The sequence below is a fragment of the Paenibacillus lacisediminis genome (assembly GCF_046567315.2).
The window spans coordinates 1-25,336 of the sequence record NZ_JBKIAX020000010.1 but is presented as its reverse complement, the minus strand read 5'-3'; the positions used below and the strand labels follow the sequence as shown (position 1 = coordinate 25,336).

20 protein-coding genes are annotated in these 25,336 nt (G+C 52.5%); 2 read left to right on the top strand and 18 right to left on the bottom strand.

Translation table 11 applies throughout. From position 1 onward, the window contains the following. The 17 genes from ACLD72_RS19250 to ACLD72_RS19170 all read right to left on the bottom strand — a co-directional run bounded on the left by ACLD72_RS19250 (window position 1) and on the right by ACLD72_RS19170 (window position 21,725). Entirely contained in the window at window positions 1-1,401 is a 1,401-nt protein-coding gene (locus ACLD72_RS19250) for a UDP-N-acetylmuramoyl-tripeptide--D-alanyl-D-alanine ligase (RefSeq protein WP_410997458.1), read from the bottom strand. Continuing rightward, the gene (locus tag ACLD72_RS19245; RefSeq protein ID WP_410997456.1) at window positions 1,398-2,888 is read right to left on the bottom strand and encodes a UDP-N-acetylmuramoyl-L-alanyl-D-glutamate--2,6-diaminopimelate ligase; all 1,491 of its coding nucleotides are present in this window, start codon (window positions 2,886-2,888) and stop codon (window positions 1,398-1,400) included. The genes ACLD72_RS19250 and ACLD72_RS19245 overlap by 4 nt, the downstream gene beginning before the upstream one ends. A gap of 78 nt (window positions 2,889-2,966) precedes the next feature. Next, window positions 2,967-4,919, bottom strand: coding sequence for a stage V sporulation protein D (locus tag ACLD72_RS19240; RefSeq protein WP_410997454.1), 1,953 nt, complete (start codon window positions 4,917-4,919; stop codon window positions 2,967-2,969). 239 nt (window positions 4,920-5,158) lie between these two features. After that, window positions 5,159-7,432 (bottom strand): penicillin-binding transpeptidase domain-containing protein, encoded by a 2,274-nt coding sequence (locus tag ACLD72_RS19235; RefSeq protein ID WP_410997452.1) that lies wholly within the window; start codon window positions 7,430-7,432, stop codon window positions 5,159-5,161. 23 nt (window positions 7,433-7,455) lie between these two features. Beyond that, on the bottom strand, window positions 7,456-7,926 hold the full coding sequence (locus tag ACLD72_RS19230; RefSeq protein ID WP_410997450.1) for a hypothetical protein: 471 nt from the start codon (window positions 7,924-7,926) through the stop codon (window positions 7,456-7,458). Beyond that, window positions 7,927-8,901, bottom strand: coding sequence for a 16S rRNA (cytosine(1402)-N(4))-methyltransferase RsmH (rsmH, locus tag ACLD72_RS19225; protein WP_410997448.1), 975 nt, complete (start codon window positions 8,899-8,901; stop codon window positions 7,927-7,929). 112 nt (window positions 8,902-9,013) lie between these two features. Beyond that, entirely contained in the window at window positions 9,014-9,451 is a 438-nt protein-coding gene (gene mraZ / locus ACLD72_RS19220) for a division/cell wall cluster transcriptional repressor MraZ (protein ID WP_410997446.1), read from the bottom strand. A 661-nt stretch (window positions 9,452-10,112) separates the two neighbouring features. Continuing rightward, on the bottom strand, window positions 10,113-11,381 hold the full coding sequence (locus ACLD72_RS19215) for an adenosylhomocysteinase (RefSeq protein WP_251586990.1): 1,269 nt from the start codon (window positions 11,379-11,381) through the stop codon (window positions 10,113-10,115). A gap of 15 nt (window positions 11,382-11,396) precedes the next feature. Next, window positions 11,397-13,034 (bottom strand): bacillithiol biosynthesis cysteine-adding enzyme BshC, encoded by a 1,638-nt coding sequence (bshC, locus tag ACLD72_RS19210; RefSeq protein WP_410997442.1) that lies wholly within the window; start codon window positions 13,032-13,034, stop codon window positions 11,397-11,399. A 176-nt stretch (window positions 13,035-13,210) separates the two neighbouring features. Then, window positions 13,211-14,155 carry an ABC transporter ATP-binding protein gene (locus ACLD72_RS19205; protein WP_328270885.1) on the bottom strand — a complete coding sequence of 315 codons (945 nt, stop codon included), beginning with the start codon at window positions 14,153-14,155 and terminating at the stop codon, window positions 13,211-13,213. Beyond that, the gene (locus ACLD72_RS19200; protein ID WP_328270884.1) at window positions 14,152-15,147 is read right to left on the bottom strand and encodes an ABC transporter ATP-binding protein; all 996 of its coding nucleotides are present in this window, start codon (window positions 15,145-15,147) and stop codon (window positions 14,152-14,154) included. Before ACLD72_RS19200 ends, ACLD72_RS19205 begins: the two co-directional genes overlap by 4 nt. 11 nt (window positions 15,148-15,158) lie before the next feature. Further along, window positions 15,159-16,121, bottom strand: a complete 963-nt coding sequence (locus ACLD72_RS19195; RefSeq protein ID WP_285889848.1) for an ABC transporter permease — start codon at window positions 16,119-16,121, stop codon at window positions 15,159-15,161. Between the two features lie 3 nt (window positions 16,122-16,124). Then, on the bottom strand, window positions 16,125-17,057 hold the full coding sequence (locus ACLD72_RS19190; protein ID WP_251586998.1) for an ABC transporter permease: 933 nt from the start codon (window positions 17,055-17,057) through the stop codon (window positions 16,125-16,127). A 206-nt stretch (window positions 17,058-17,263) separates the two neighbouring features. Beyond that, a complete protein-coding gene (locus ACLD72_RS19185) occupies window positions 17,264-18,967 on the bottom strand; it encodes a peptide ABC transporter substrate-binding protein (RefSeq protein WP_410997439.1) in 1,704 nt (567 codons plus the stop codon). A 232-nt stretch (window positions 18,968-19,199) separates the two neighbouring features. Then, the gene (locus ACLD72_RS19180) at window positions 19,200-19,586 is read right to left on the bottom strand and encodes a DUF3397 domain-containing protein (RefSeq protein WP_410997437.1); all 387 of its coding nucleotides are present in this window, start codon (window positions 19,584-19,586) and stop codon (window positions 19,200-19,202) included. A 53-nt stretch (window positions 19,587-19,639) separates the two neighbouring features. Further along, entirely contained in the window at window positions 19,640-20,599 is a 960-nt protein-coding gene (locus ACLD72_RS19175; protein WP_410997435.1) for a ketopantoate reductase family protein, read from the bottom strand. 475 nt (window positions 20,600-21,074) lie between these two features. After that, window positions 21,075-21,725, bottom strand: coding sequence for an RsfA family transcriptional regulator (locus tag ACLD72_RS19170; RefSeq protein WP_410997433.1), 651 nt, complete (start codon window positions 21,723-21,725; stop codon window positions 21,075-21,077). A gap of 342 nt (window positions 21,726-22,067) precedes the next feature. Between ACLD72_RS19170 and ACLD72_RS19165 the strand changes: the two genes are divergently transcribed. Both ACLD72_RS19165 and ACLD72_RS19160 read left to right on the top strand, forming a co-directional pair. After that, window positions 22,068-22,304: a DUF2626 family protein gene (locus ACLD72_RS19165; RefSeq protein ID WP_036621366.1), complete on the top strand. Its 237-nt coding sequence runs from the start codon at window positions 22,068-22,070 to the stop codon at window positions 22,302-22,304. 126 nt (window positions 22,305-22,430) lie between these two features. Further along, window positions 22,431-23,507 (top strand): coiled-coil domain-containing protein, encoded by a 1,077-nt coding sequence (locus tag ACLD72_RS19160; RefSeq protein WP_410997431.1) that lies wholly within the window; start codon window positions 22,431-22,433, stop codon window positions 23,505-23,507. Here ACLD72_RS19160 and ACLD72_RS19155 read toward each other — a convergent pair whose 3' ends face one another. Then, window positions 23,508-24,779, bottom strand: a complete 1,272-nt coding sequence (locus ACLD72_RS19155; RefSeq protein ID WP_410997429.1) for an extracellular solute-binding protein — start codon at window positions 24,777-24,779, stop codon at window positions 23,508-23,510. Between the last annotated feature and the right edge of the window lie 557 nt (window positions 24,780-25,336).

Below are 25,336 nucleotides of genomic sequence, written 5' to 3'. Positions count from 1 at the left end.
TTAGTGCTTTAGATTGCTATGTCTAACCGCGTCTACGACTTCCTCCAGCTTCATGCCCCGGGAAGCCTTGACCAGCACGACGTCCTTCGGATGGAGCAGCGAAATCAATTCGCGGATGAGCTCAGTTTTATCAGTATATGCGTGAATGCGCGCAGGTTCCAAATGTTCGGACGCGCCTTCGGCGATTTTTAGGCCCAGAGTTCCGTAAGTAAAAAGCCGATCCACTTGGCCCGGCGTCAAAGCGGCGCCGAGCTCGCGGTGGTATTCCTCCTCAGTGGCTCCAAGCTCGAGCATATCCCCGAGCACAGCGATTTTTTGACGGAAGCCTTTCATCTTTTCCAGCACTCCGATCGCCGCTTTCATCGCCGTGGGGCTGGCATTGTACGCATCGTTCAAGATCGTCACGCCGCTTGCGCCGATGATGCGCTCGATCCGCATTCCGGTTAGTTCGGCATGGCTCAGCCCGTCCCGAATCGCGGCTTCGCTGACCCCATAGCGGCGGGCGACCGCAAGCGCGGCCAAAGCGTTCACCACGTTGTGCTCGCCCAGCAGAGGCAGCTCCAGCGGTCCGCCGCCGTTCGCGTGCGAAGTGAACAGGGTGCGATCCTCCATGAACATCATCCCGGTCGGGTATTCGTCATTGCCCTGGCCCAGGCCAAACGTGGCCGTCTGCAGCCGGTCCGGCTTCGGCATGTCCGCCTCCGCGAGCACCTGGGGAATCAAAGGTTCGTCCCCATTGTAAACGAGCAATCCCCCGGGCTTCATTCCCGCGAGGATCTCCAGTTTGGCCCGCGCGATTTCCTCCCGCGAGCCGAGCTGCAGCAGATGCGCTTCACCGATGTTGGTAATGACCGCCGTCTCGGGCTCGGCCAGTTTGGACAGCAGCTCGATTTCGCGGCGGCCGCTCATGCCCATCTCCAGGACGGCGATCTCCGCATCCTCGGGCATCGCCAGGATCGTCAGCGGCAGCCCGATGTGGTTGTTAAAATTCCCTTTGGTTTTATGCACTTTATACGTGGTGGACAAAAGCGCGTAAACGAGGTCTTTGGTCGTCGTTTTCCCGTTGCTGCCCGTAATGCCGACTACCTTGGCGCCCGTCTGGGCCAAGTAGGACTTGGCCAGCGTTTGCAGCGCCTCCAAGCAATCGTCCACCAGGACGGCCGGCCCGGGAGGCGTTCCTTTGGACCGCTCCCACAGGGTTGCGGCCGCTCCCGCGCCCAGACAGCCGGCGGCAAAATCGTGCCCGTCAAACCTTTCCCCGGATAACGGAATAAACAAACAGTCCTTTACGATTTGCCGGGAATCGGTAACCGCACCGTGCACCGTAATGCCCGAATCGGCTGCCTCCCGCACTTGTCCGCCGCACATCGCGGCTATATCCGCCAGTTTTCTAATTATCACTTCGCTAAACCCCTTATCGCTTCTTTTGCTACGATTCGATCATCAAAATCGAGCACCGCGGTTCCGATCAACTGATAGGTTTCATGACCTTTCCCCGCAATCAATACTACATCTTCACGGCTTGCCATTTCAATAGCCTTTTGAATGGCCTCGCGGCGGTCTACGATCAGCTCGTAACGGCTGCGATCCACTCCGTCGCCGATCAATCCCTGCTCGATGTCGACTAGTATAGCATCGGGATTTTCGGTGCGCGGGTTGTCGGAGGTCACGATGACGTGCTGGGCGTATTTCGCGGCGATTCGCCCCATGATCGGACGCTTCGTACGGTCGCGGTCGCCGCCGCAGCCGAAGACGCAGATAACGCGGCCTTGGGCAAACTCGTTTACGGTCCGCAGCACATTCTCCAGCCCGTCGGGAGTATGGGCGTAATCGACGATAACGGCGAAGGATTGGCCCTCATCGACCGCCTCGACCCGTCCTTCCACACCTTTGACCGCTTCCAGGCTGGTCTTGATCCGTTCGAGCGGGATCCCTTCGAGCAAAGCGGCCGCGATCGCGGCAAGCGCGTTGTACACGTTGAACTTGCCGACCATGCGCAGCGAAATATCGGCGCTGCCTTGGAAAGTGTCAACATGGAACGAAGTGCCTTTCGCGGTTACGGAAATGTCCGAGGCGCGGACATCGGCCTCGTTCTCCACCCCGTACGTGATCGTTTCCGCAGCGGTTTGCTTGGCGAAATAGAAGCTTGCCGGGTCATCCGCATTAAGGACCGCGTAGCTTCGTTCGTTTGGATCGGCCGGATAGGCGTTGCCCAGGCGGGAGAAGAACAGCCCCTTGGCCCCGCGGTATTCTTCCATCGTACTATGATAATCCAAATGGTCCTGGGTCAAGTTCGTAAAGATGGCCGTCCGGAAAAAAGTTCCTTTAACGCGGCCCTGTTCCAGCGCATGGGAGGACACCTCCATCACGCAGTAATCCGCGCCGCCTTCGGCCATTTCGTGCAAATACCGCTGCAGTTCGAGCGATTCCGGCGTTGTGCCGGACATCGGATGCGTCCGGCCGGCAAATTTGCGCTGAATCGTGCCGATGAGCCCGGTGGCGAGACCTTGATCCTCAAAAATGCGCTCGATCAGATAAGTCGTCGTCGTTTTGCCATTCGTTCCGGTAACGCCTACGACCTTGAGACGCCGGCTGGGAAACCCGAAAAACACGTTGCCCAAAACCGCCATCGCCAAACGGCTGTCCTTCACTTTAAGCTGAGGCAGCTCACAATCGTCAAGCCAACGCTCCACAACGAGCGCCGCCGCTCCTTTTTCCGCGGCTTGCGGGGCAAAGTCATGCCCGTCGACCGTATGCCCGGGGAGGCATATAAACAAATCGCCGGGCTGAACCTTCCGCGAGTCGATGGCCATGCCTTCGCACGCCCGCTCCCCGTCGCCTCGTATTTGTGAAGCTATCAAATAAGTTGCCAATTCCTTAAGAAGCATAACTACCCCTCCGTATTTCAACAACGTTCGTGAACACTCACTCTATATTATCACCAAAAACTGCAAAGTTCAGGAAAATTACTCATTATGATTATGCAGTTGTTCCGCATCCGCCTCGCTGCCCATATAAATGCGGATTGTCGAACCCTTTTCGACCCGGGCCCCGGGTTTCGGCGCCTGGTTAATCACCACATTGCCCGCCCCGGATTTCGCCAGGTTGAAATTCATGTTGAGGTTCTCATAGATTTCCTGCGCCGTATGTCCGACCAGATCGGGAACTGTGACGATCGGCGTCTCGCCGTATTTGTATTTCTTGGTGACCTGTTTTTGGCGAGGCGGAACTTGCATGTATTCCAGCGCATCCTCCATAATATTCCGCACGATCGGGGCGGCTACCACGCCGCCGAATTGAACCCCTTGCGGATTGTCGACCGCCGTATAAACGACGAGTTGCGGATCGTCCGCCGGAGCGAAGCCGATAAAAGAAACGATGTGCTCGTTTGCAGAATATCGCCCGTTTACGACCTTTTGCGCCGTCCCGGTCTTTCCGCCTACGCGGTAACCATCGATGAAGGCGTTGCCGCCCGTGCCTTTGGCGACGACGCTTTCCAGTGCGGTTCGAACCTGCTTGGACGTCTCTTCCGAAATGACCTGGCGCACCAACTGCGGTGTCGATTCCGAGACGACCTCGCCCGTGTCGGGATTCGTCCACGCCTTGGCAACGTAAGGCTTATACAGCTTACCGCCGTTGATCGCGGCCGAAACCGCGGTGATCTGCTGAATCGGCGTCACCGACACCCCTTGGCCGAACGAGGTCGTCGCCAGCTCCACTGGGCCGACCCGGGACAGCTTGAACAGGATTCCGTTTTCCTCGCCGTTCAAGTCGATGCCGGTTTTGCTGCCGAAGCCGAAATTTTTGATGTACTGGAACAGCGTTTCTTTGCCCAGTCGCTGCCCGAGTGCTACGAACCCGGGGTTGCAGGAATTCTCCACCACCTGGAGGAACGTCTGGCTGCCGTGCCCGCCCCTCTTCCAGCAGCGGAGCGTGGCCCCGCCAACCTTGGCATATCCCGGATCAAAAAACCGCTCTCCCAGCAGATCGACCTTTTTCTCTTGGAGCGCGGCGGCCAAGGTGATGATCTTGAACGTGGAACCCGGTTCGTACGTCATCCAGATCGGAAGGTTCCGGTTATATACCGCCGAATCGTATTCCTGATATTGCGCGGGCTCAAAACCCGGTCTTGCCGCCATGCCCAAAATTTCGCCCGTCTTCGGATTCATTGCGATGGTCAGCGCCGAATCGGCCTGCAGCCGGTCCATCGCCTGATCCAGCTCGCGCTCGATGATGCTTTGGATCGATTTGTCGATCGTCAGCGTCAGGTTCAGCCCGTCTTTCGGCTCCACGTATTTCTCCGACGATCCCGGCATCAATCGGCCGCCGGCGTCGGACAAATAGGACACGCTGCCGTTCATGCCGCTCAGCAGGCTTTCGTATTTGCTTTCCACTCCGGTCAGCCCCTGGTTGTAGCTGCCGGTAAAACCTAAGATATGGGCGGCAAGTCCTCCATAAGGATAATACCTTTTGTTGTCTTCGGCAACAACAATACCCGGAAGAGCCAAATCACGAATTTCCTGCGCTTTTTCCATCGTAATTTTGCGTCCGCCGGGTTGCAGCCTGACTATGGATTGTTTCTTGGTGATCGACTTCAAGATCTCGTCCTCGCTCATGCCGACCAGAGGCGCCAGGCTTTTGGCCGTCTGCTCCGGATGTTTGATTTGCACCGGAATGGCCATGACCGTCGGCGTCGTGATATTGTAAGCCAGCACGTTGCCGTTCCGGTCGCTGATTTCTCCCCGTTTTGCCGAATAAGGGATGTTCCGGCGCCAGGAGTCCTCCGCTTTGGCCGACAACTCCGCGCCTTTTCCGATCTGCACATAGGCAAGGCGCACGGCAAGGGCCGCAAATAACAAACACAACACCATCAACAGCCAGAACAGTCTTCGTCTGACGGTAAATTTGGAAACTTTCACTGGTTGCCCCCCTATCCCATCCTGACGTTTGAATGTTTTCATATCAAGGATATTCAGGACAACCAGGGGTTAGAACAAGCTATGGCGAGTTCTCGGAGACGTCATACAGCAAAAAAGAGGGTGACGCATCCCCCTATCAGCAATGTTCGCAGTCTAATTCTTTTGATCATCGCAAGACCTCTCCAATTGCCTTATTTCCGAGCCGGACTTAGGCCGGCAGCGAAGCCCCCGGCGAAACCTTAACCGCTTGGGTCCCCGCTGCCGGACTGTCCGTCAGCGCCGCTTTTGTCCGCGCCAGCCACTGACTCGCCGGACGCTTCACCGTCCGCCGTCTCACTGCCGTCCGCCGCTTCCCCCTTTGTTTCCTCCTCCGTGACCGGCGGCTCAAGCGTCAATTCGACTCTTCGCGCCCCGTTCTCTTCGATCACTTTTTGCGAGGCGACGTATCCTTCCCCCTTTGCGGTGACTGGCACCTGAAGAACCGATAGCAGCTCCATCGCATCCCGCAGCGATTCTCCATTCAAGTTCGGAATTTTCATGTTCGCCCCTTCTTCGGTCAGCAAATAAACGAATTGGCCCGTTTTCAGGATGCTTCCCGCTTTGGGGTATTGGGAGATAATTCCCGTGCCGCTTCCCAAGGTCGCATAGGAGATCCCTGCGGCAACGAGAGTGTCTTTGGCTTTTTGCACGCCCATTCCCTTAAGGTCGGGAACCTTCGGCCCGCTTTCGGCATGATTCGTTTTCTCGGCGTTGGTATCAATCGTTTTAGGCACGCCCATATACTGGAGCGTTTGGTTTACGATTTTTTTGAACACCGGGGCCGCCGCCGTTCCGCCGCCCAACTCGGAATCCTTCGGTTCGTCAATCAAAACGATGACGGCGATCTTCGGATCATCCACTGGCGCATAGCCGATAAAAGAAACGACCTGCTTGGAATAGTTATATTCGCCGTTCACGACTTTTACAGCCGTTCCCGTTTTCCCGGCGATCCGGTAACCCTCGATGTAAGCGTGGCGGCCGGTCCCAATTATATGGTCGGAAACGACTTGCTCCAAATATCCGCCAACTTCCTTTGCGGTTTCCGGCGCGATCACCTGGCGGATAACTTTCGGTTTGATCTCCTCCGTTTTGCCGGTTTGCGGATCAGTGATGGATTTGACGATATGCGGCTCCATCAGCTTGCCGCCGTTCGCCACCGCCGCCACCGCAACGATCTGCTGCAGCGGCGTAACGAGCAGCTTGCCGTGCCCGTAGGACATCGCCGCGAAGTCGGCCTGCTGCACGGGATCAACGATCCCTTTGGCTTCGCCCGGCAGCTCAATGCCCGTCTTCTGCCCGAATCCGAAATTGTCGACGTAGCTTTTCAGCCGTTCGGGACCCAGCATCTCATAACCCAGTTTGACAAAACCAACGTTACTGGAACGCTTCACACCCTCCAAGTAACTGATCGGCCCCCAGCCGGATCGTTTTAAATCGTGGATCGTTCGCCCCGGAACACGAATACTACCCGACATATACGTGGCATTCGGGTTAAAAACCCCTTCCTGAACAGCTCCGGCCAAGGTCACGATTTTAAACGTCGATCCCGGTTCGTACACCGATTTGATCGCGTGGTTGTAAAAGTTTTTCTGATCGACATCGGCCCAATATTCATTGGGGTCGTATGTAGGCATGTTTGCCATTCCGAGAATTTCCATCGTTTTCGGATCGACGGCGATGACGCTCATGCTGATCGGCTGCAGTTCAGCATACGCTTCCTTCATCGCTTGTTCGATATAATACTGGATCGTATCATCGATCGTTAGCTGCAGGTTCTGCCCGTTTTTCGCCGGCTGGTAAATTTCGCTGGCTTTCGGGATTTCAATCCCCCTGCCGTCGCGTTTATACTCGATATAACCGTCTTCTCCCTTTAGCTTCTCGTCGTAATAAGCCTCCAGGCCGGACACCGCATTGCCGTCGCGGTCGGTATAGCCCAAGATATGAGCGGCCAGGCTCTTTTGGGGATAATAGCGTTTTTGTTCCTTCATCAAATAAATGCCGGTGTCTTCCAATTTCTCATGCTCTTGCAGCAGCTTGTTTCTGAAAGCTACCACTTGATCGCTGAGCTCCTGGTCAATTTTCAAACCTTCGTTGCGCACTTCCCGCTGGGCGTAATATTTGCCGTCTTTCATCTTCGCGTTGAGGAGGTCGCGTATCTCCTGCCCGTCTTTGCCGAGAATCCGGCTGAGCCCCTCGACCACTTCATTTTCTAAACCTTTGTCATGAATGATCCTAGGATTGACCACTACCGTATAGGCGGGAGCGTCCATGGCCAATACGTCGCCTTTACGGTCCGTGATCGTTCCACGGGTGGCGGGCAGATCCTTTTTGGTGGACCAAAGCGCTTCGGCACGCTTCTGCCAAAAATCCTCTTGGACGATCTGCAGCCAAAACACTCTCCCTATCAATACAGCAAAAAAGAGGGTGACGCATCCCCCTATCAGCAATGTTCGCAATTTTATTCTTTTGGTCATGGCCAAACCTCTTTAAAGTTGGATTATTTTCGGATTGCCGCCAGGCCGTCCGCATGGTCCGTCTCTTCCGATGAGCCGTCAGTCTCCGCACTGTCACCCGGAGTTGCCACCGATGATGCCCCCGGCGGAACCTGGACATGGAACCCTTCTTCTTCCGGCTCAACATAACCAAGTTTGGCCGCTTCCTCCGGAACTTGTTCCTCCAGCTTTTCTTTTTTGATCGACAATTGCTCGATCTCGGCGCTCATCGCTTGAATATCCGTATTCAAATTAAACATTTGCCGCTTGATGCTGTAAAGTGTAACATTTTGCCATAAGAGACCAGCCATCACCGCCACGCAAAAAATAATCGTCATCATATACAGCAGTTTCTCGCGCACCGGAAGCGTTGAGCGGCGAGTGACGACCTTCGTCGTTTCGCGATAGCGCTGTGACGGATACTTACGTTCTGCTGACTTTTCTTTTACTGCCAAGTTCCCCCGCGAATAAGCCATTTACGATTCCTCCACTAAGGTTTGCAATTTCTCCGCCACGCGCAATTTTGCCGACCGCGCCCGCGAATTTTCGGCCAGTTCCTTCTCCGACGGAACCACCGGTTTCCGGTTTATTAGCTTCAGCGATCCCTTCCCCCCGCACACGCACATCGGAAAGTCGGGAGGACAGGTGCATTTCTCCACATAACCGGCAAAAATCTGCTTGCAGATGCGGTCTTCCAACGAATGAAAGGTGATGACCGAAACTCTGCCGCCCGGCGCCAAACAACGAATCGCGGCATGCAGTCCTTCTTCAAACGCGCCTAGCTCGTCGTTTACGGCGATCCGCAGCGCCTGAAAACTGCGTTTGGCGGGGTGCCCGCCCGTTCGCCGGGCCGCCGCCGGGATTCCTTCCTTGATCAGTTCGACCAGTTGACCGGTCGTTTCCACCGGCTCCTGATCGCGCCTCTCCACTATGACCTTGGCGATGCGTCTGGAGAACTTCTCTTCTCCATACTGGAACAAAATGCGGGCAATTTCCCGCTCCGGCCATTCGTTAACGATATCCCGCGCCGTGAGCCGCGCCGTTTGATCCATGCGCATATCGAGCGGAGCATCGGCGTTGTAGCTGAAGCCGCGTTCTCCCTCGTCGAACTGTGGAGACGAAACGCCCAGATCAAACAACACGCCGTCCACTTGCGGAACCCCGTTCTGCCGAGGAAGACCGCCCTGCTCCAACAGCTTTTGTTCCAGATGGCGAAAATTGCTTTTCACCAAAGTTAACTTGTCCGCATAAGAGGCCAAACGTTCTTTGGCATTGTCCAGCGCCCAGTCGTCCTGATCAAAAGCGATTAGTCTACCGCCTTCGCCAAGCCGGGACAAAATGACCGAGCTGTGGCCGCCGCCTCCCAGCGTACAATCTACGTAAATGCCGTCCGGCTTGATGCGCAGCCCTTCTGTCGCTTCTTCTTTAAGCACCGTGATGTGATGAAACACGACTAACGCCCCTCCAGACTAGAACTCGATTTTAAATAAACCTGGTTACATCTTCGAAAACCGGCTTTTTGACTACCTCTACCGTGATCAAAAGCCGACTTTTTAACCACCTCTACAGGTCGAAATTGAAGTCGACCAGCTTCTCGGCGATTTCGTTAAACGTATCCTCCGACTGCTGGAAGTATTGCTCCCAAGTATCCCGGCTCCAAATCTCAACCCGATTCGATACGCCCAGAACAACGCAATCCTTCTCCAGCTTCGCATACTGCCTTAAATTGCTTGGCAAGTTTACCCTTCCCTGTTTATCCCACTCGCATTCCGTAGCTCCGGAGAAAAAAAAGCGGGTAAACGCACGCGCGTCCGACTTCATGAGCGGCAAAGCTTTCAGCTTCTGCTCCAGCACTTCCCATTCCTGCATCGGATAAACGAAAAGACACTGGTCCAAGCCGCGGGTAACAACAAAAGCGCTTCCGAGGAGATCACGAAACTTAGCCGGGATAATAATCCGGCCTTTGTCGTCAATGCTATGTTGGAATTCCCCCATAAACATTGGTGTCTCACTCCCTACCTCTTTCCCCCACTTTACACCACTTTGCCCCACATGTTAAGTACCTATTCTGCATTTAGCGGAAAAATCCTGCTTACGGGCGGAAATTTTTTATCAAGGGGGAGGCGGAGGTATCGGCATAACTGTGAAAATGTTGGGCTTCGAGCGCTGTTGCTATCGGTTGCTGCCGATTCTCCAACTCCAAACTTTTCACCGTTACGGGCCACACCCGTCTTGGGGGAAATAGCAGAAGTCCCTTTTCCGCATAGCCTTTTGGAAAAGGGACTTGGTTCGATTGTTCAGCACCTTATCTGATTGTTTAGAGGCCTGTTCAAAGCGTTTAGCGGCTCATTGGATATATCCAATTGAATTGGAAATTCACTTCCAACATAGGAGGCCAGATTGGACTTTTTCCAATAGAATCAGCCGAAAATCGAAAAATCAAGCTGATCAAAGCTGATCTATTGGATTTTTTCCAATCAACTCGTCTATTTACCCGCAATTCAAGCTTTTCTATTGGATAATATCCAATCAGCATCCGGGGCAGGCATCTTGAAACAGCGATATCCGTATCTTTAAGCATACAAAAAAGCGAGCCGCCGGGAGGATCACTCTCCGGCGGCTCGCCCAAAATGAAAGACCCAGCCGCGCCGCAGCCGGCGGATTAATGCTCCTGCCAGCTGTCGAGGTAAGCGCGCTGCTCGGCGGAAAGCGTGTCGATGCCTACGCCGAGGCTTTCCAGCTTGAAACGGGCCACTTGCTCATCAAGTTCGTACGGCACGTTAACGACCGTGCTGCCGATTTCTTTATAGCGGTCATTGACATACTTCAGCGACAACGCCTGAAGCGCAAACGTCATGTCCATGATTTCCGCCGGATGTCCGTCGCCAGCGGCAAGATTGACGAGACGGCCTTCGGCAAGGATATACATTTTCCGTCCGTCCTTCAATTGATATTCCTCGATATTGCGGCGTACGGTCCGCACCGAGACGGAACGTTCCTGCAGTTCAGGTTTGTTCACTTCTACGTCGAAATGGCCGGCATTCGACAAAATCGCGCCGTCTTTCATCACATCATAATGCTCGCCGCGAATGACGTCACGGTTGCCGGTTACCGTCACAAAGAAATCGCCGAGTTTGGCGGCTTCCCGCATCGGCATTACACGGAACCCGTCCATATAGGCTTCGACGGCTTTGATCGCATCAACTTCGGTGACGATGACGTTTGCGCCAAGCCCCTTAGCCCGCATCGCCACGCCTTTGCCGCACCAGCCGTAGCCGACGACGACGACGGTTTTGCCTGCGACGACCAAATTCGTCGTGCGGTTGATGCCGTCCCATACCGATTGCCCGGTACCATAGCGGTTGTCGAACAAATATTTGCAGTACGCATCGTTTACTGCAACCATTGGGAATTTAAGCTTTCCTTCCTTATCCATCGCTTTCAGGCGCAAAATGCCGGTCGTCGTTTCCTCGGCGCCGCCGCGGACATTTTCCAGCAAGTCCGGCCGTTCGGAATGCAGGATCGTCACCAGATCACCGCCGTCGTCGATGATCAGATCGGGTTTCGTTTCCAACGCCTTGATCAAGAGAGCCTTGTACTCCGCCGGTTCCGGGTTGTATTTGGCAAATACCGTAACCCCGTCTTCCACAAGCGCCGCGCAAACATCATCCTGGGTCGACAGCGGATTGCTTCCGGTGATCGTCACTTCGGCTCCGCCGGCTTGCACCACTTTCGCCAAATAAGCGGTTTTCGCTTCAAGGTGCAGCGAGATCGTCACTTTCAATCCTTTAAAAGGCTGTTCCGCTTCAAACTGTTTGCGAATCCGGTTCAGTACCGGCATGTGGGCCTCCACCCAATCGATTTTGAGATGCCCCTCCGGGGCAAGCTTCAAGTCCGTAATAATGCTGTTTTGCATCGCTGCTGAACTCATTTTGTTCTGCCTCCTTTATAAATAAATAATTCGATGCGTTCCCGTGATGTCATAAGGAATATCCATCAGAGTGTCAATCCATTCCACGCCAAACCGGTTCATATAATAAAATATGTTATAAACCCGTTCCTGCGGCTTCCGCAATGGAAACAGCGATAGCTCGATCCGCTCAAAATGGCGCAATCCCGCTTCATTGCTTTTTTCCAGGGCATCCTTTGCCTTGCCGCGCAAATAGTCGATCTGATCGTAAATTTTATCGCGATTGGCGGTCCCTAATTTCAGCAGCCCGTTTTGGATGGCGGCGAGCTGTTCGATCAGCGGATCGTACATTTCGCCAAAGCCCGACTTGATTTCATCGAAACGGGCATCGATATGGAGCGCGTCCTGATTCGCCAGCCATGCTTCACGTTTTTGCCGCAGGACCTCGATGTCTTTGACGTCGTTCCAGCTAAGGCCGTATTTTTCCATATGCTTCTGCAATGTACCCTCTACCACGGTAAAAGACTCCCGCGCCAACAGCAGCGGCATTTGCAAGCCCAGCTTGCCGAACGCTTTGCGGGTTAACGCCCAGTAGGAGATTTCCCCCGCACCCAGCACGGCGCCGAGAACCGGAAAAAGGCTGTCCTGCATCAGCGGCCGGGTCAGCACATTGTTGCTGAAACGCTCCGGATGCTCGCGAAGCTCGGCCAACAGTTCATCCCGGGTGAAGGAAACCTTGCCTTTCCGGTCGGCGAAGCCGCCTTCCCGCTTGAACAACAGCAGCCGCTCCTGCTCATGTATGTAAAACAGATTGGCTCCGCCTTCGCTTACTTCGGCTTGCGGTTCATATCCAAGCCCAGCCAAATCGCGCAAGCTTTCGAAGTAAGCCGACTCCAGTTCGTCGTTTTGCCGGATGATCGCTTCAAACACCGGGGTCTCCAGTTTGCGCAGCTCACGATCGGCGGAATCCAGCAGCACAAGGCCGTATTTGCCAAACCAGGCCCCCATCAGCTTGGCGAAACATTCAGACAGACTCGCCGATTCCGCAGCGGAACGTTTGAACAACTCCTTCAAGCCGGACTTAAACTCGCTGCCCGGAAGCAGTTGCTCCAGCTCATCCGCCGCCTGCTCCCATTCTTCTTTTTGAACCTGGCTAAAGCTGACCGGCAGACGGTTGTCCGGATCGCGCAAGATGCGAATGCGCTTGACCTGCAGGTCCGAAGACAAAATGTAAGTATGATTCACTTCATCCCAATCGTGATCCTCCCCGGCAATCCAAAATACCGGCACGACCGCCCGATTCAGTTTGGCGGCGGCGGTTTGGGCCGCTTTAATAATCGTGATCGCCTTGTAAATCACCAGCAGCGGCCCGGTAAACAAGCCGCTTTGCTGCCCGCCGACGATGACCGCGGTCCCCGGCTGCGTTAGCCGGTCCAGCGCCTGCTCCACCGCGGGATCCGGGTTATGCAGGCGATTGTATTCGCGCAGCCGGTTTACCAAGGTCGTCCGGTTTATCCGTTGATGCTCCGTTTCATCCAGCCATTTTAGCCGTCTGTGCCAGCTATCATCCAGCGCCGGATCATATTCGTAAAGAGCGGCGACCGCTCCAAAACGATGGGCATACGCTTCCGCCAGCGGCCCGGCAGGTGCCAGAAGTTCTTGTACTATATTCATCAGGTTAATGTCCTCCTGTTCTTCCATACCAACCTTCCTTGATTGTACCGGATACTCCGCGTACCCGTCAAAGCTAACCTTACTTTTGTTAAATTTCTCACTTTCCGTAAGCCGCGAACGGCAAAAAACTCCCGCTGCCGGTTTAACCGTGCAGAGGGAGTTTACCTCAAAACAGCCTAGCCTTTTTTCGGCATCGCCACAAAATGGCCTTTGGACACTTCAACCAGCTCCGAGTTGTCCAAATCGAACAAACCGCCGTCGGTTTTACCGTCCTTGGAAGTAATCGGACCGTTGCCCGTATCCTCCAAATGAATCCGCTTCTTGTTTGCTTCGATCTCCGGGTCCGGAATCGGAATCGCGGACAGCAGCGTTTTGGTATACGGATGCTGCGGGTTGGCGTAAAGCTCTTCGCTTTCCGCTAGCTCAACGATCCGGCCCAGATACATTACGGCTACACGATCGCTGATATGCTTAACCATCGACAGGTCGTGGGCGATAAACAAATACGTTAAACCGAGGCGGTCCTGCAGTTCTTTAAGCAGGTTGACCACCTGCGCCTGAATGGACACGTCGAGCGCCGATATCGGTTCGTCGCAGATAATGAACTTCGGATTTACCGCCAGCGCGCGGGCAATCCCGATCCGCTGCCGTTGTCCGCCGGAAAATTCATGCGGATAACGCGTCGCATGATCGGGATTCAAGCCGACCATATCAAGCAGCTCTTCCACGCGTTTTTTGCGTTCCGCCCGCGATCCGGCCATACCGTGGATGTCCAGCGCTTCACCGATGATATCCGTAACCGTAAACCGCGGATTCAACGAGGCGTACGGATCTTGGAAAATCATCTGCATATCGCGACGCATCGCCTTCATTTTCCGCGGATGCAGTTTCGTAATATCGGTTCCGTTAAAACGAATGCTGCCGCCCGTCGGCTCGTACAAGCGAAGGATCGTGCGTCCCGCGGTCGATTTGCCGCAGCCCGACTCGCCAACGAGGCCCAGCGTTTCGCCTTCGGCAATCGAGAAGCTGATGTCGTTGACGGCTTTCAGCACATTGCCGCCGCCGACGTTAAAATATTTTTTGAGTCCTTCGACTTCGATCAATGTCTTCCCAATACTCATGACGACTGTCCCTCCTTGGCCATCGGATGAAGATCCCAGCAGCGGGCCATGTGCGTATCGCTGAATACGGTCGCACCCGGATCGATACGCTCGCAGATCTTCATCGCATGTTCACAGCGTGCCGCAAACGGACAGCCAACCGGCGGTTTAATCAAATCGGGCGGAGTGCCGATAATAGGAATAAGAGGCTCCCCTTTCTTCTGATCCAACCGCGGCATCGAGCGCAGCAAACCTTTCGTGTAAGGATGCTGCGGGTTTTTAAAGATTTCCCACTTCGTTCCGGTTTCTACAACCTCACCGGCATACATGACGATGACGCGATCGCACATGCCGGCAACGACGCCAAGATCGTGGGTAATCAAAATGATGGAAGTGCCGAGATGTTCCTGCATCTCTTTCATGACGTCCATAATTTGTGCCTGAATCGTAACGTCAAGCGCTGTCGTCGGTTCGTCCGCGATCAGCAGCGCCGGACGGCATGCAAGAGCAATAGCGATCATGGCGCGCTGCCGCATGCCCCCGGAAAACTCGTGAGGGTATTGGTTAAAGCGGGCTTCCGCATTTTTAATGCCGACTAGCTTCAGCATTTCAATGGCACGTTCTTTCGCTTCGCCCGCTGACATTTTCTGATGTTTGATTAACACTTCGGTAATTTGCCGCCCTACTTTAATGGTAGGATTCAAAGAGGTCATCGGGTCCTGGAAAATCATGCCGATATCTTTACCGCGAATGGCTTCCATTTGTTTATTGCTTTTGGTCAACAGGTTTTCGCCTTGAAAAATAATTTCACCTTGCTTAATGATTGACGGAGGGGACGGAATCAGACGCATGATCGTTTGGGCCGTTACGCTTTTACCGCTGCCGGATTCACCGACTATCGCAACCGTTTCCCCTTTCCCCACTTCAAAGTTCATGCCGCGAACGGCTTTGACTTCTCCGCCTCTGACTTGAAAGGACACATGCAAATCTTTGACTTGTAGAATCGGCTCCATCATTCCACCTCCTATTTCTTCAGTTTAGGATCCAGCGCGTCACGAAGGCCGTCGCCGAAAATGTTAAATGCCAGCATGATCAAGCTGATCAATATGGCCGGGAACAGCATGCGCCACGGGTAGTACAGCCATCCTGTCAAAGCATCATTTATCATCGAACCAAGCGATGCGATCGGAGCCTGCACACCGAGACCAAGGAAGCTTAAGAACGCTTCGGCAAAAATCGCTTTTGGCACGGACAACGTCACCGTGACGATGATCGGTCCAACCGCATTCGGCAGCAGATGGCGGAACAGCAAACGTCCCGAGCCTGCGCCCATCGAACGGGAAGCCAACACGAACTCGCGGCTTTTGAGCTGCATAATCTCGCCGCGGACAATCCACGACATGTTGATCCAGCCCGTGATCGTTAAAGCCAATATGATCGTTCCCAAGCTTGGCTCGAGCACGACCAGCAGCAAAATCGTAACCAGCAGGTACGGAATAGCGTACAAAATCTCGGAAAACTTATTCATAATTTCATCAACACGGCCGCCAAAGAAGCCCATGATTCCGCCATAAATAACACCGATAAACAAGTCGATACATGCAGCAGCCAAACCTACGATTAGAGAAATGCGCGCGCCCATCCAAGTACGGACGAACATATCGCGTCCGAGGTCGTCGGTCCCGAACCAGTGCTGAGCGGACGGTCCTTTGTTGGTGCTCATCAGATCGTTGGAATAATAGTTTAAACCATTGATTTTTTCGACGATCCATGGGGCGACGATAGCGGCAAGCGAGATTATAACAAGGACGACAAGCGCTGTCATAGCCATCTTGTTGCTGCGCAAACGATACCAGGCATCCCGCCATGCGGAAATACTCTCGCGCTGAATGACCTCGGCTTCTTTCTCGTCCGTTCCGATTTTCCGAAAATCCTCGGGAGTCAGATCCGCCGGAGCCGGCATCACTTTTACGGAATTCGCATCCATCCTTTAGCCCTCCTTCCTTCCGCTTAGCTTGATTCGCGGATCTACGAATACGTAAGCGATATCCGTTATAAAACGCGCCACCATCAGCAATACCCCATAAAAGATCGTAATCCCCATAATCAGCGGATAGTCACGGGTGCTGATCGCTTGCACGAACTGTTTGCCGATCCCGCCAATCCCAAAGATTTGCTCGATGACGACCGAGCCGGTTACGATGTCGGCCGTCATTGGCCCAAGATAAGTAATGACCGGCATAATTCCGTTGCGGATAACGTGGCGGAACAAAATCGCCATCCAGCCCAAACCTTTCGCTTTGGCCGTCTTGATATAGTCGGCATGCAGTACTTCCAGCATGCTTGAACGTGTCAGGCGCGCGATAAAAGCGATCGGCTGCGCGGTTAACGCCGCTACAGGAAGCACGTAATACAGCGGACCCTTAAAGCCCATTGTAGGAAGCCAGTGCAGTTTGGAGGCAAATACATACTGCAGCAAAGAAGCAACCACAAAGCTCGGCACCGCGATCCCTAACACCGCCAGCACCATAGCCGCATTGTCGATCAATTTGCGATGATACAACGCTGCCAGCATACCAAGCAGCACCCCAACGATTACGGCAACGATAATCGCAACGACTCCCAGCTTCAAGGACGCCGAAAACGTTTGCCCGATGATTTTGGACACATCCTGGTTAATCATCTTCATGGAAATGCCCAAATCTCCGTGCGCAACGTTCCCCAAATATTTTAAATACTGCTCATAAACGGGCTTGTCGAGTCCAAGCTGTTCATAAAGGCGCTCCTTTATTGCGGGAGGCACCTGTTTCTCCGAAGTGAGCGGATCACCCGGAATGGCCTTCATGAGAAAAAAGGTGGCAGTGATTAGAATAAACAGCGAAACCAACATGTAAAAAAACTTATTCGCTACGTAACGTATCATGCCCGTTTACACCTCCTTTTTTTATATTTCGACATATATCGATTTTAGGCGAAAAGACCTAGCTTGTCTATTACATATATTTGTATTAGAACGAAATGCTTGGAAGAACCCCGCACACAAAAAATCGGGATATATATGAAGTAGTCCACATATATATCCCGAAGTTGCTATTCGCTTCGTTCTTGCATGGGTCTGCCCTCTACGGATTAATGTTCGAGCAGGTACGCGCGGGTATAGTCTACAGCACCGCTAAAGTCAAGGACTACGCCCTTCAGGTATGGCTTCTCGGCCGCAACGTTCGTGTAGTAGTAAAGCGGCATCACGACCATGTTGTCTTGAATGAAGATTTTTTCGGCTTTTGCGAAAGCTTCATCACGTTTAGCCTCATCATCGGTAGCTTTCGCTTCGGCAATCAGCTTATCGTATTCCTCGTTGGAGAAACCGGTGTCGTTGTTGCCGCCGTCAGTTACCCACATATCCAAAAACGTCATCGGATCGTTGTAATCGGCGGTCCAACCAGCGCGAGCCACTTGGTAATTCAGGTTTTGGCGATTTTCAATAAATACGGCCCATTCTTGGTTTTGTGTCTTCACGTCAACACCAAGATTTTTCTTCCACATGTCGGCTACAGCAAGCGCTACTTTCTTATGCGCATCGCTGGAGTTGTAAATCAACGTGATTTCAGGAAGTTTCGTATAACCTTTTTCCTTCATGCCTTGCTCAAGCAGTTTCTTCGCTTCTTCCACGTTTTCCGTGAAATAGTCGTCTTTGTGCTCGTTGCGGTATTCGACTTCAAATGTTTTGCCTTTGATGCCCGGAGGAACGTAACCGAACGCCGGAAGCTGTCCGCCAAGGGTTACGTTATCGACGATCGCTTGACGGTCGATAGCCATAGCAAAGGCTTTACGGATATTTACATTATCGAACGGTTCGGCCGTTACGTTAAATTCGTAGTAATACGTACTTGCAATACCTTTGATTTCAAGTTCATCTTTCAACTGATCTCTGAGAATCGGAATTTGGTCGGTTGGGATTTCGCCGTTAGGATGCCCGGCGCGATCCAGCTCGCCGTTTTGGTAACTAGCCAACTCAGTCGTACTGCTGTTTACCAAAGACATGGTGATTTTGCTGAGCTTAATGTTGTCCTTATCCCAATAGTTTTCGTTTTTCGTAACTTCAATCGTTTGCCCTTTCACCCAGTTGGTCAGCGTAAACGCACCGTTTACGATCATTTTGCTTTGGTCAACCGCCCATTTCGGGTCATCCTTGACCGATTGGTGAACCGGATAAAAAGTGTAGAAAGAAGTCAGGCCAAGGAAGTAAGGCGTTGGCGCCGTCAATTCGACTTCCAGGGTGTAATCGTCAACCGCTTTTACGCCAACTTGGCTGAAGTCGGTAACTTTTCCCTCATTATATTCTTTACCGTTTTTCAAGTAGTACAATTGATAAGCGTAAGGTGCAGCCGGAGATGTTTTCGGGCTCAGCACGCGCTCCCACGCAAACACGAAATCGTTTGCCGTTACAGGGTCGCCGTTGCTCCATTTTGCGTCTTTGCGAAGATGGAAAGTATACTTCGTTCCGTCAATATCCCATTTTTCGGCTACGCCCGGAACGGATTGGCCGGAATCATCTTGACGCGTAAGACCTTCATACATCGTCTTAAGCACCGTATTGGATTGGCTGTCTTGGGCTTGAGCCGGATCGAATGTAGGCGGTTCCGCGCTCAGGTTGATTTTCAGCGTTTGATCCGCAGCCAATTTTTCTTCGCCGCTGTCGCCGCTGTTGGATGCCGTATTGTTGCCTCCGTTAGCAGCACCGTTGCTGCCGCCGTTTGATCCGCATGCGGAAAGCAAAGTGCCTACGGCGAGAACGAGCGTCAGAAGCAGGAGTAGACTCTTACTCTTCTTCATCTAGCGATATCCCCCTTAAAATATTGTGGTATATGTTTTTAGATTATACAACCAGCGGTCAAAAAAATCCAACATAAAATTTCGGTAATTCCGCGTTTTTCGCCAAAAACGGTCCGCTCATGTAACAAAATCGTCCGTTATCCCATATTGACAATTGCTCTTTCTTAACAATTAACCTTGAGTGTCATTGTTTTATTCGTTATTTGGTGATTTGTGGTTTGTATAGTATAGTTTAGGCGGTAAAAATATATGTAATAAAACTGATCAAAAATAAAAGAATGTAAGCCACCCCTGTCCCCGCAAACGCCAAGCGCCATACCGCGCGCAGCAGCCGACGCACATCCACCTTGCCTTTCAGGCGTGTCTGCGCCCCGCCGATCAATCCGCTGGCAACGAGCAGAATAAGAACGATCAAGTAAAAGCCAAACGTGGAGTGAAACACATTGTTGAACAAGGCGGCCGCCCCCAAGATCAGAAACAGCGTCGTGACGTCCATCGCCAGCATAATGGCGGCTTTTTTCTCGCGTTTCCCCCCATAGTAATAGATGAAATAAACAAGCAGAAACGGAATGACCGGAATCATGGCAAATACGATAAGAAAAGTGGCCAAAACACTCAAAAACCCACCTCCTTTATGTTGGAAAAAGAAAAGCTCACACAAAAAGTTAGTAACTATATTTTTATATGCATGTCAGGTTGCATCGCCCTGATCAGCTGCCAGACCAGTTCATGTCCAGGGGCGGAAACCTGCTTGGCTCGCGCCATTTCCACCAGGCGGCCGTTAATAAAATCGATTTCCGTCGGCTTGCCCGAAAGGACATCCTTCAGCATCGATGAGGTGTTGCCGGCGGTAGTGCGGCAAACTCCCAGGATTTGCGCATAGATATCCGCGTCGTACGCGATCCCGTTTGCCTGAAAAATGCGTTCTCCTTCATCACACAGCTGCCGCATCACCGTTTGCCGCGCCTCCGATTCCAGCAATTGGCCGTTCGGAATCCGCCAAATCGCCGTTAACGGATTGATAACCGCATTGATGAGCAGCTTCCTGAACAATTCTCTCCCGATGTCATTCGACAAAAAGGCGTCAAATCCTGCCTTTCGGAGCATTTTTGCCAAACTTTCTCCCGAAAATTCGAGAAAATCCATCGTTTGATCGACCCCGACACGCGTTTCACCAAAACCGGCCCGGGTTATACGGCGGCCGTCCGCTCGCTTTGCTCCCTCCGTGGTGATCGCCGCATACAGCGCCTGCCCCGGGATCATTTGCCGAATCCGTTCCAAATGCCCTGCGCCATTTTGAAAACAAACGATGTTGGTATGTTTTCCGGCAAGACGGCCGCAAGCAGACAATAAAGCTTCGGTAATGTGCCCCTGCTTCGTCATCAACAGCAGCCAATCCGGTTCCTCCGCCCAATCTGTTCCGGCAGTCTGATCAAGCGTACCCGCCGCAAACCGTTTTCCTTCTATAATATGCACCGTCCCGTCAGGCTCCGTAAGCTCGATTCCTTCCTTTCGTAGCAGCGCCGCCTGCTCGGCTGTCCTTGTCCAAAACCGCACCCGTTCTCCCGCCGCAGCCAGTTTCCCGCCAAACAGCAACCCAAGCGCCCCCGCCCCAACAATATCTATCTTCACCCCAACTAACTTCCTTTCGCCGTCTTATCGCGTACCTTCTATAATTACTCCTCTTCATTTTATACCAAACCCTTCCCCCAAAACACAAAAATCCCGCCATAACGGCGGGACTTCTAGCAACTTCCTGAATCGGAAGCATTGATCTTACGTATAATAATACGGTTTGAACTAAAGATAGTGTGTCATAGGCAAAGTGTGAAATGATTCTGAAGAAACTAAAAGCTTTCTGTAAGAAAGCTGCATCGGAAGCATATGCTTGGTCGCCTTTGCGAGCGGATTTCTTCCTCGTTGGAATCTATAGAATCAAGAAATCCGCGAACAACAGCGATCGTAAGAACATTTCACATGGCTGCCTTTTAACACACCGGCCATAGTTCAAGTATCCTCAACGTAAACTATCGTAAGATCGAACGATTCACATACAGCAAAGTTTTTCGAGCCCCGCCCAGGCGGGATTTTTGCGTTTTACGGCTCCCTACTCGATACGCTCCAAATTCCCGTTCGCGTCCATCTTAAATCGCGATTTGCTTTCTTCATCCTCTTCGTTCAGAAAGGCAAGGCGACGGGCCCGGTCCATGATTTGGATTAAAGCCTTGTAGTCATCATTAACCGCTCTGTAGTCGGTCTGCACTTCATTGACCTGCGCCGAGAGGCGTTCGTTCTCCTCTTTCAGCACCGCCATTTCCTCTTCCTTTTCCCGCAATTCCTTTTCCAGCGCTTTTACATGCCGGTTCGATTCCTGCACCGTGTTTTTCCAGCCACGCAAAAAGCGGATGACCGCGTCGATGGAAATCGTTTCTTCCGTCACGCCTTCACTTCGGTAACCGTCCTCCGTCTCCACCGAAGCGAGGGAAGCGATGCCGGAACCCACCGAGAGTGATGTTTGCTTTTTCATATAATTCCGTTTTTGCCGTTGGGCTTTAGCTATGCTGATCGCCGCTTCATATTTCTTACGGACGCAGCTGTTCCAGCGGAACCCGCAAGCGGCCGCCGTTCTGCCGATCCGTTCCCCAACCTCCTCGAATGCGGTAAGCTGTGTGCTGCCCTCTCGAATATGGCGAAGAGTCACCTCGGCCAAAATCAAATCATCTTCCGCACTCCATGCGTCTTGTCTCACTGCTGTCATGCTATAAAAACCTCCTAACGACATCCTAGTCTTAATCCGTTTTCCGCCGGCATACCGGCAGGCGAATAAGTAAAAAGCTTCTTACTCCATTTCTATGCCTCTCATAGAGTTCATAGAATCTATTTGATACTAAAATGTATTTCCAAAATCCGGGTTCTCCATACCTCATGAATAAACGCGAAGAAAAACATTGCAAAAGTTAAGCGTTTTCCATAATATTCATCATACTTGCCATGCAAATCCAGGCTAATTGTTGACTTTTCGTTTACACTTACCGGGCTAACGGGTATAATAATTAGAGAAATGAGACGTTCGTTGATACATATGAAAGGGGGATTTTTCGTGGCACGCATGTTCCGTGTTCTTGGTTTCTTTACCCTTGCCATTGGACTCATGGCCTTTGCCGGCGGTATGACCGAAATGGCGTTGCTGTTTTTCCTGCAAACGGCCTTTTTTGTTCTTTTCGGTTACCTGAAGTTTACGGAAAGAACGTATATCCTGCTGTTCTGGGGATATATGATCGTCGCCTTTACAGGTTTCAGCTATTGGACGGTTTTCAAAATGGGTTTGCCACTATAATCCGAATAAAAAAGCATTGCAAAAGGCGGTTCGACCTCGGGTCGAGCCGCCTTTTTTCATGATCCCTGCTATTTCCTCGCTTGGTAACATATATATAGTACAACTACTCACGGGAGAGGATCTTTTTTGAACAAACATTATCCTTCCTTGATCTTGCTGCTGCTTTTCATCTTCGCTTCCCTCCTTCCGCCGCCGGTATGGGCCGAGCCGTTTACGGAAGAGGAACAGCAAATATTGGAACAAAGCTTGTCCATCAAGGAGATCGATAGAGAAATCGCCCGCGTTGAAGCCCGGCAGCAAGAGACGAAAACGGCGATCCGTCAACTGGCCGGTCAACTGGCCGAGAAAAACGAACAAATCCGGAGCAGCCGGGAACAGGCGGGAGCACGCATCCGCGCTTATTATATGGGGGAGCGGGAGAATCTGTTTGCGGCCTTGCTGTCGGTGGGCAGTTTAAAAGATTTTTTTACCGTGCTGGATTATTATCAATTGATCTTGGAGCGCGACCGCATCGTTCTGGGCAGGTACAAATCCGAATATGCCGATTTGGTGCATACGAAACAGGAGCTGGAAGCCGTGTCGGACGATCTTGCGCAGATGAAGGCGGAACTTCAGCTTCAACGGGAGCGCGTCACTGCCCTGCAGCAGCAAGTAGACAAATCCCTCAGCCTTAGCGCGGATCCGGAAAAATTGAAAGCGATGATTGAGGAATTGATGGCCTATTGGGAAAACGTCGGACTCTTTGAGCTGAGAAAATATTTCGCAACGCTGTCCGGGGTGATGTCCGAGTTTCCCGACTTTTTGAATCAATACGAGGACAGCCTGGCTGCTGAAAAAGGCGGTTATAGCCTAACGGTCCGGCAGGAAGAGCTTAACGAATTTCTGCATCGCAAAAATGAACTGCTGAAAGACATTAGCTTCACCTTCCTTGAGAACCAAATCACCGTGCAGGGCAGCCAGGAGCAGCTTAAGCTTAAAGTGGTAGGACATTACACAGTAGAGCATGAGCCGGAAAACTCCATCACTTTCCACGTTGACCGGTTGCTGTTCAACGGCTTGGAGCTGCCCGACACGACCCGGGCCGAGCTCGAGCGCGATTTTGATCTTGGCTTTTATCCCAAAAAAATCGTTCCATTTGTAGAAGCCACCGAGGTGATGATTGCCCAGGGAATTTTAGTCGTCAAACTGAAGTTGTCGTTTTGATTATTGGCCGATCCGGCCAAGCTTGTCCGCAAAAGCCCCTGCACTCACCTTGCCGTTCAAATAATGTTCCATGAGACGGGAAAACTCCTCCAGCTTGGCCGGAAGGCCGCTCCCGGCCGGCATTGCGGACATCGCTCCCGATGCCGCAAACGATGAGATCCAATCCGGCAGCTTGTATTTCACGGCCTCATCGTAGATCGCACGCGATACCGGGAGATGCCCCGTTGCTTCAAACCATTGTCTTTGACTGTCGGAGGAGGTCATGGCTTCGATCCACTCCCCTGCGGCATCTGCGTTTTGGGAATGAGAAGAAACCACGAAACTCCGCCCGGCGATCCAGGTCGTAAACCGGTCCCGCTGCTCCTTGGGAAACATAGCGGTTGTTCCTGCTTGCCGATGATTTGCGGCCTCTGAAGCCGTTGTTAATATCATCGCAAGCTCGCCGCGCTGCAATTTGCTCCATATGTCCTGATCACCCGCCTGCGGCGAATTCGACGATATCAAAAGAGGCCGAAGCTGCTCCAGCCGCTTTAGCACGGTTCGCATTTCGCCGTTAAGTGTAAAAGGGGAAGCTTGTACGTTCTCCCGGGCGCCACCGCCAAGCTGCCAAAGCAGTGTCAGGGAAGCATAAGGGTCGCTTCCGTCCATACCCAGCAAATGCTGGGGAAGCCGTCTTTTTTCAGATCCGGGCGCAAGCAAAGCATTCCATGCGTCCGGCGAATCCGGGGGTGTCTTCACCCCCATATCTTTCAGCACCGCATTGGAGAATACATATACATAAGGGTCGGCATCCGCCGGTACTCCCCACACGTAACCGTTCCATTCATTCGGAACGAGGGATGCGCTTAATACTTCTCCCGACAAAACCCCCGAATAGTAGATTTCCGTTGGCAGCAAATATCCGTCCGCCGCGAATTGACGCACCCAAGCATTGTCCAGCAGCAGAACGTCAGGCGACTCGCCCAGCTTCAACAAATTTTGAAACGAAGCGTGGGCTTCTTCCGATGCGACGTTCGTCATCTCTACCTGGACCTTATGGCTGTCCATAAACGTCCGGTTCATTTGCTCAAGCTGGCGAAAATCGGACTCGTTCATTTGCACCGCTACTCGGATGTGGCCCGTTTCCTGCGGAACCTCGGTTTGCGGAACACTGGCCGGCGGCTCGTCGCCGCGATCCTCGGAACGGACCAGCGCCGTTTCCTTGCTGGGGGACAAGTTGATCAATGCCAGAAGAAGGAGGGCAAAAAGTACCCAATGGTTTTTTCGCTTCACACCCGTTCATCCTCTCCGCCCCAGAGGAAGGCAGCAACCCCTAGCCTCTGTACGGCCCTGTCATAAAACTATCGCTATTTATTGTAACAAATGACAAATCAAATTGTCCCGCCAAAAATTAGAAAAACCTCGCCACTGACAAGGTTCTTTATCATGTAAACCCATACGCTAAGTGCAAGGGGAGGGATGGGTATGGGGTTCCACCCCATACCCATTCCCTCTTCAGTTCTACTACGAGTACCCTTCCCCTTCTTTCATGAGCAGAAGCACCGAGTAATTCGGCTCTTTCTAATCTGTGGGACACTGCTCTAACGGACTCCAGCGACGTTACTCGCCCATTTCCCGGGTATTTCCCAGCCTAACGGACCCACATGACGCTATTTCGCTCAAAACGAGTACCCTAGGGCCGATTCGAGATAAATAAGGTCATCTCTGTCACTAGCCATGCGTAAAATCTAACATGAAACGTTAGGAATTAAAGGGAACGAAAAAGTTCAAGCACTTTCCAGGATTTGGTCTTCCCAAGTAAAAAAAATTCTCCTAATGTGGAAGTGTGG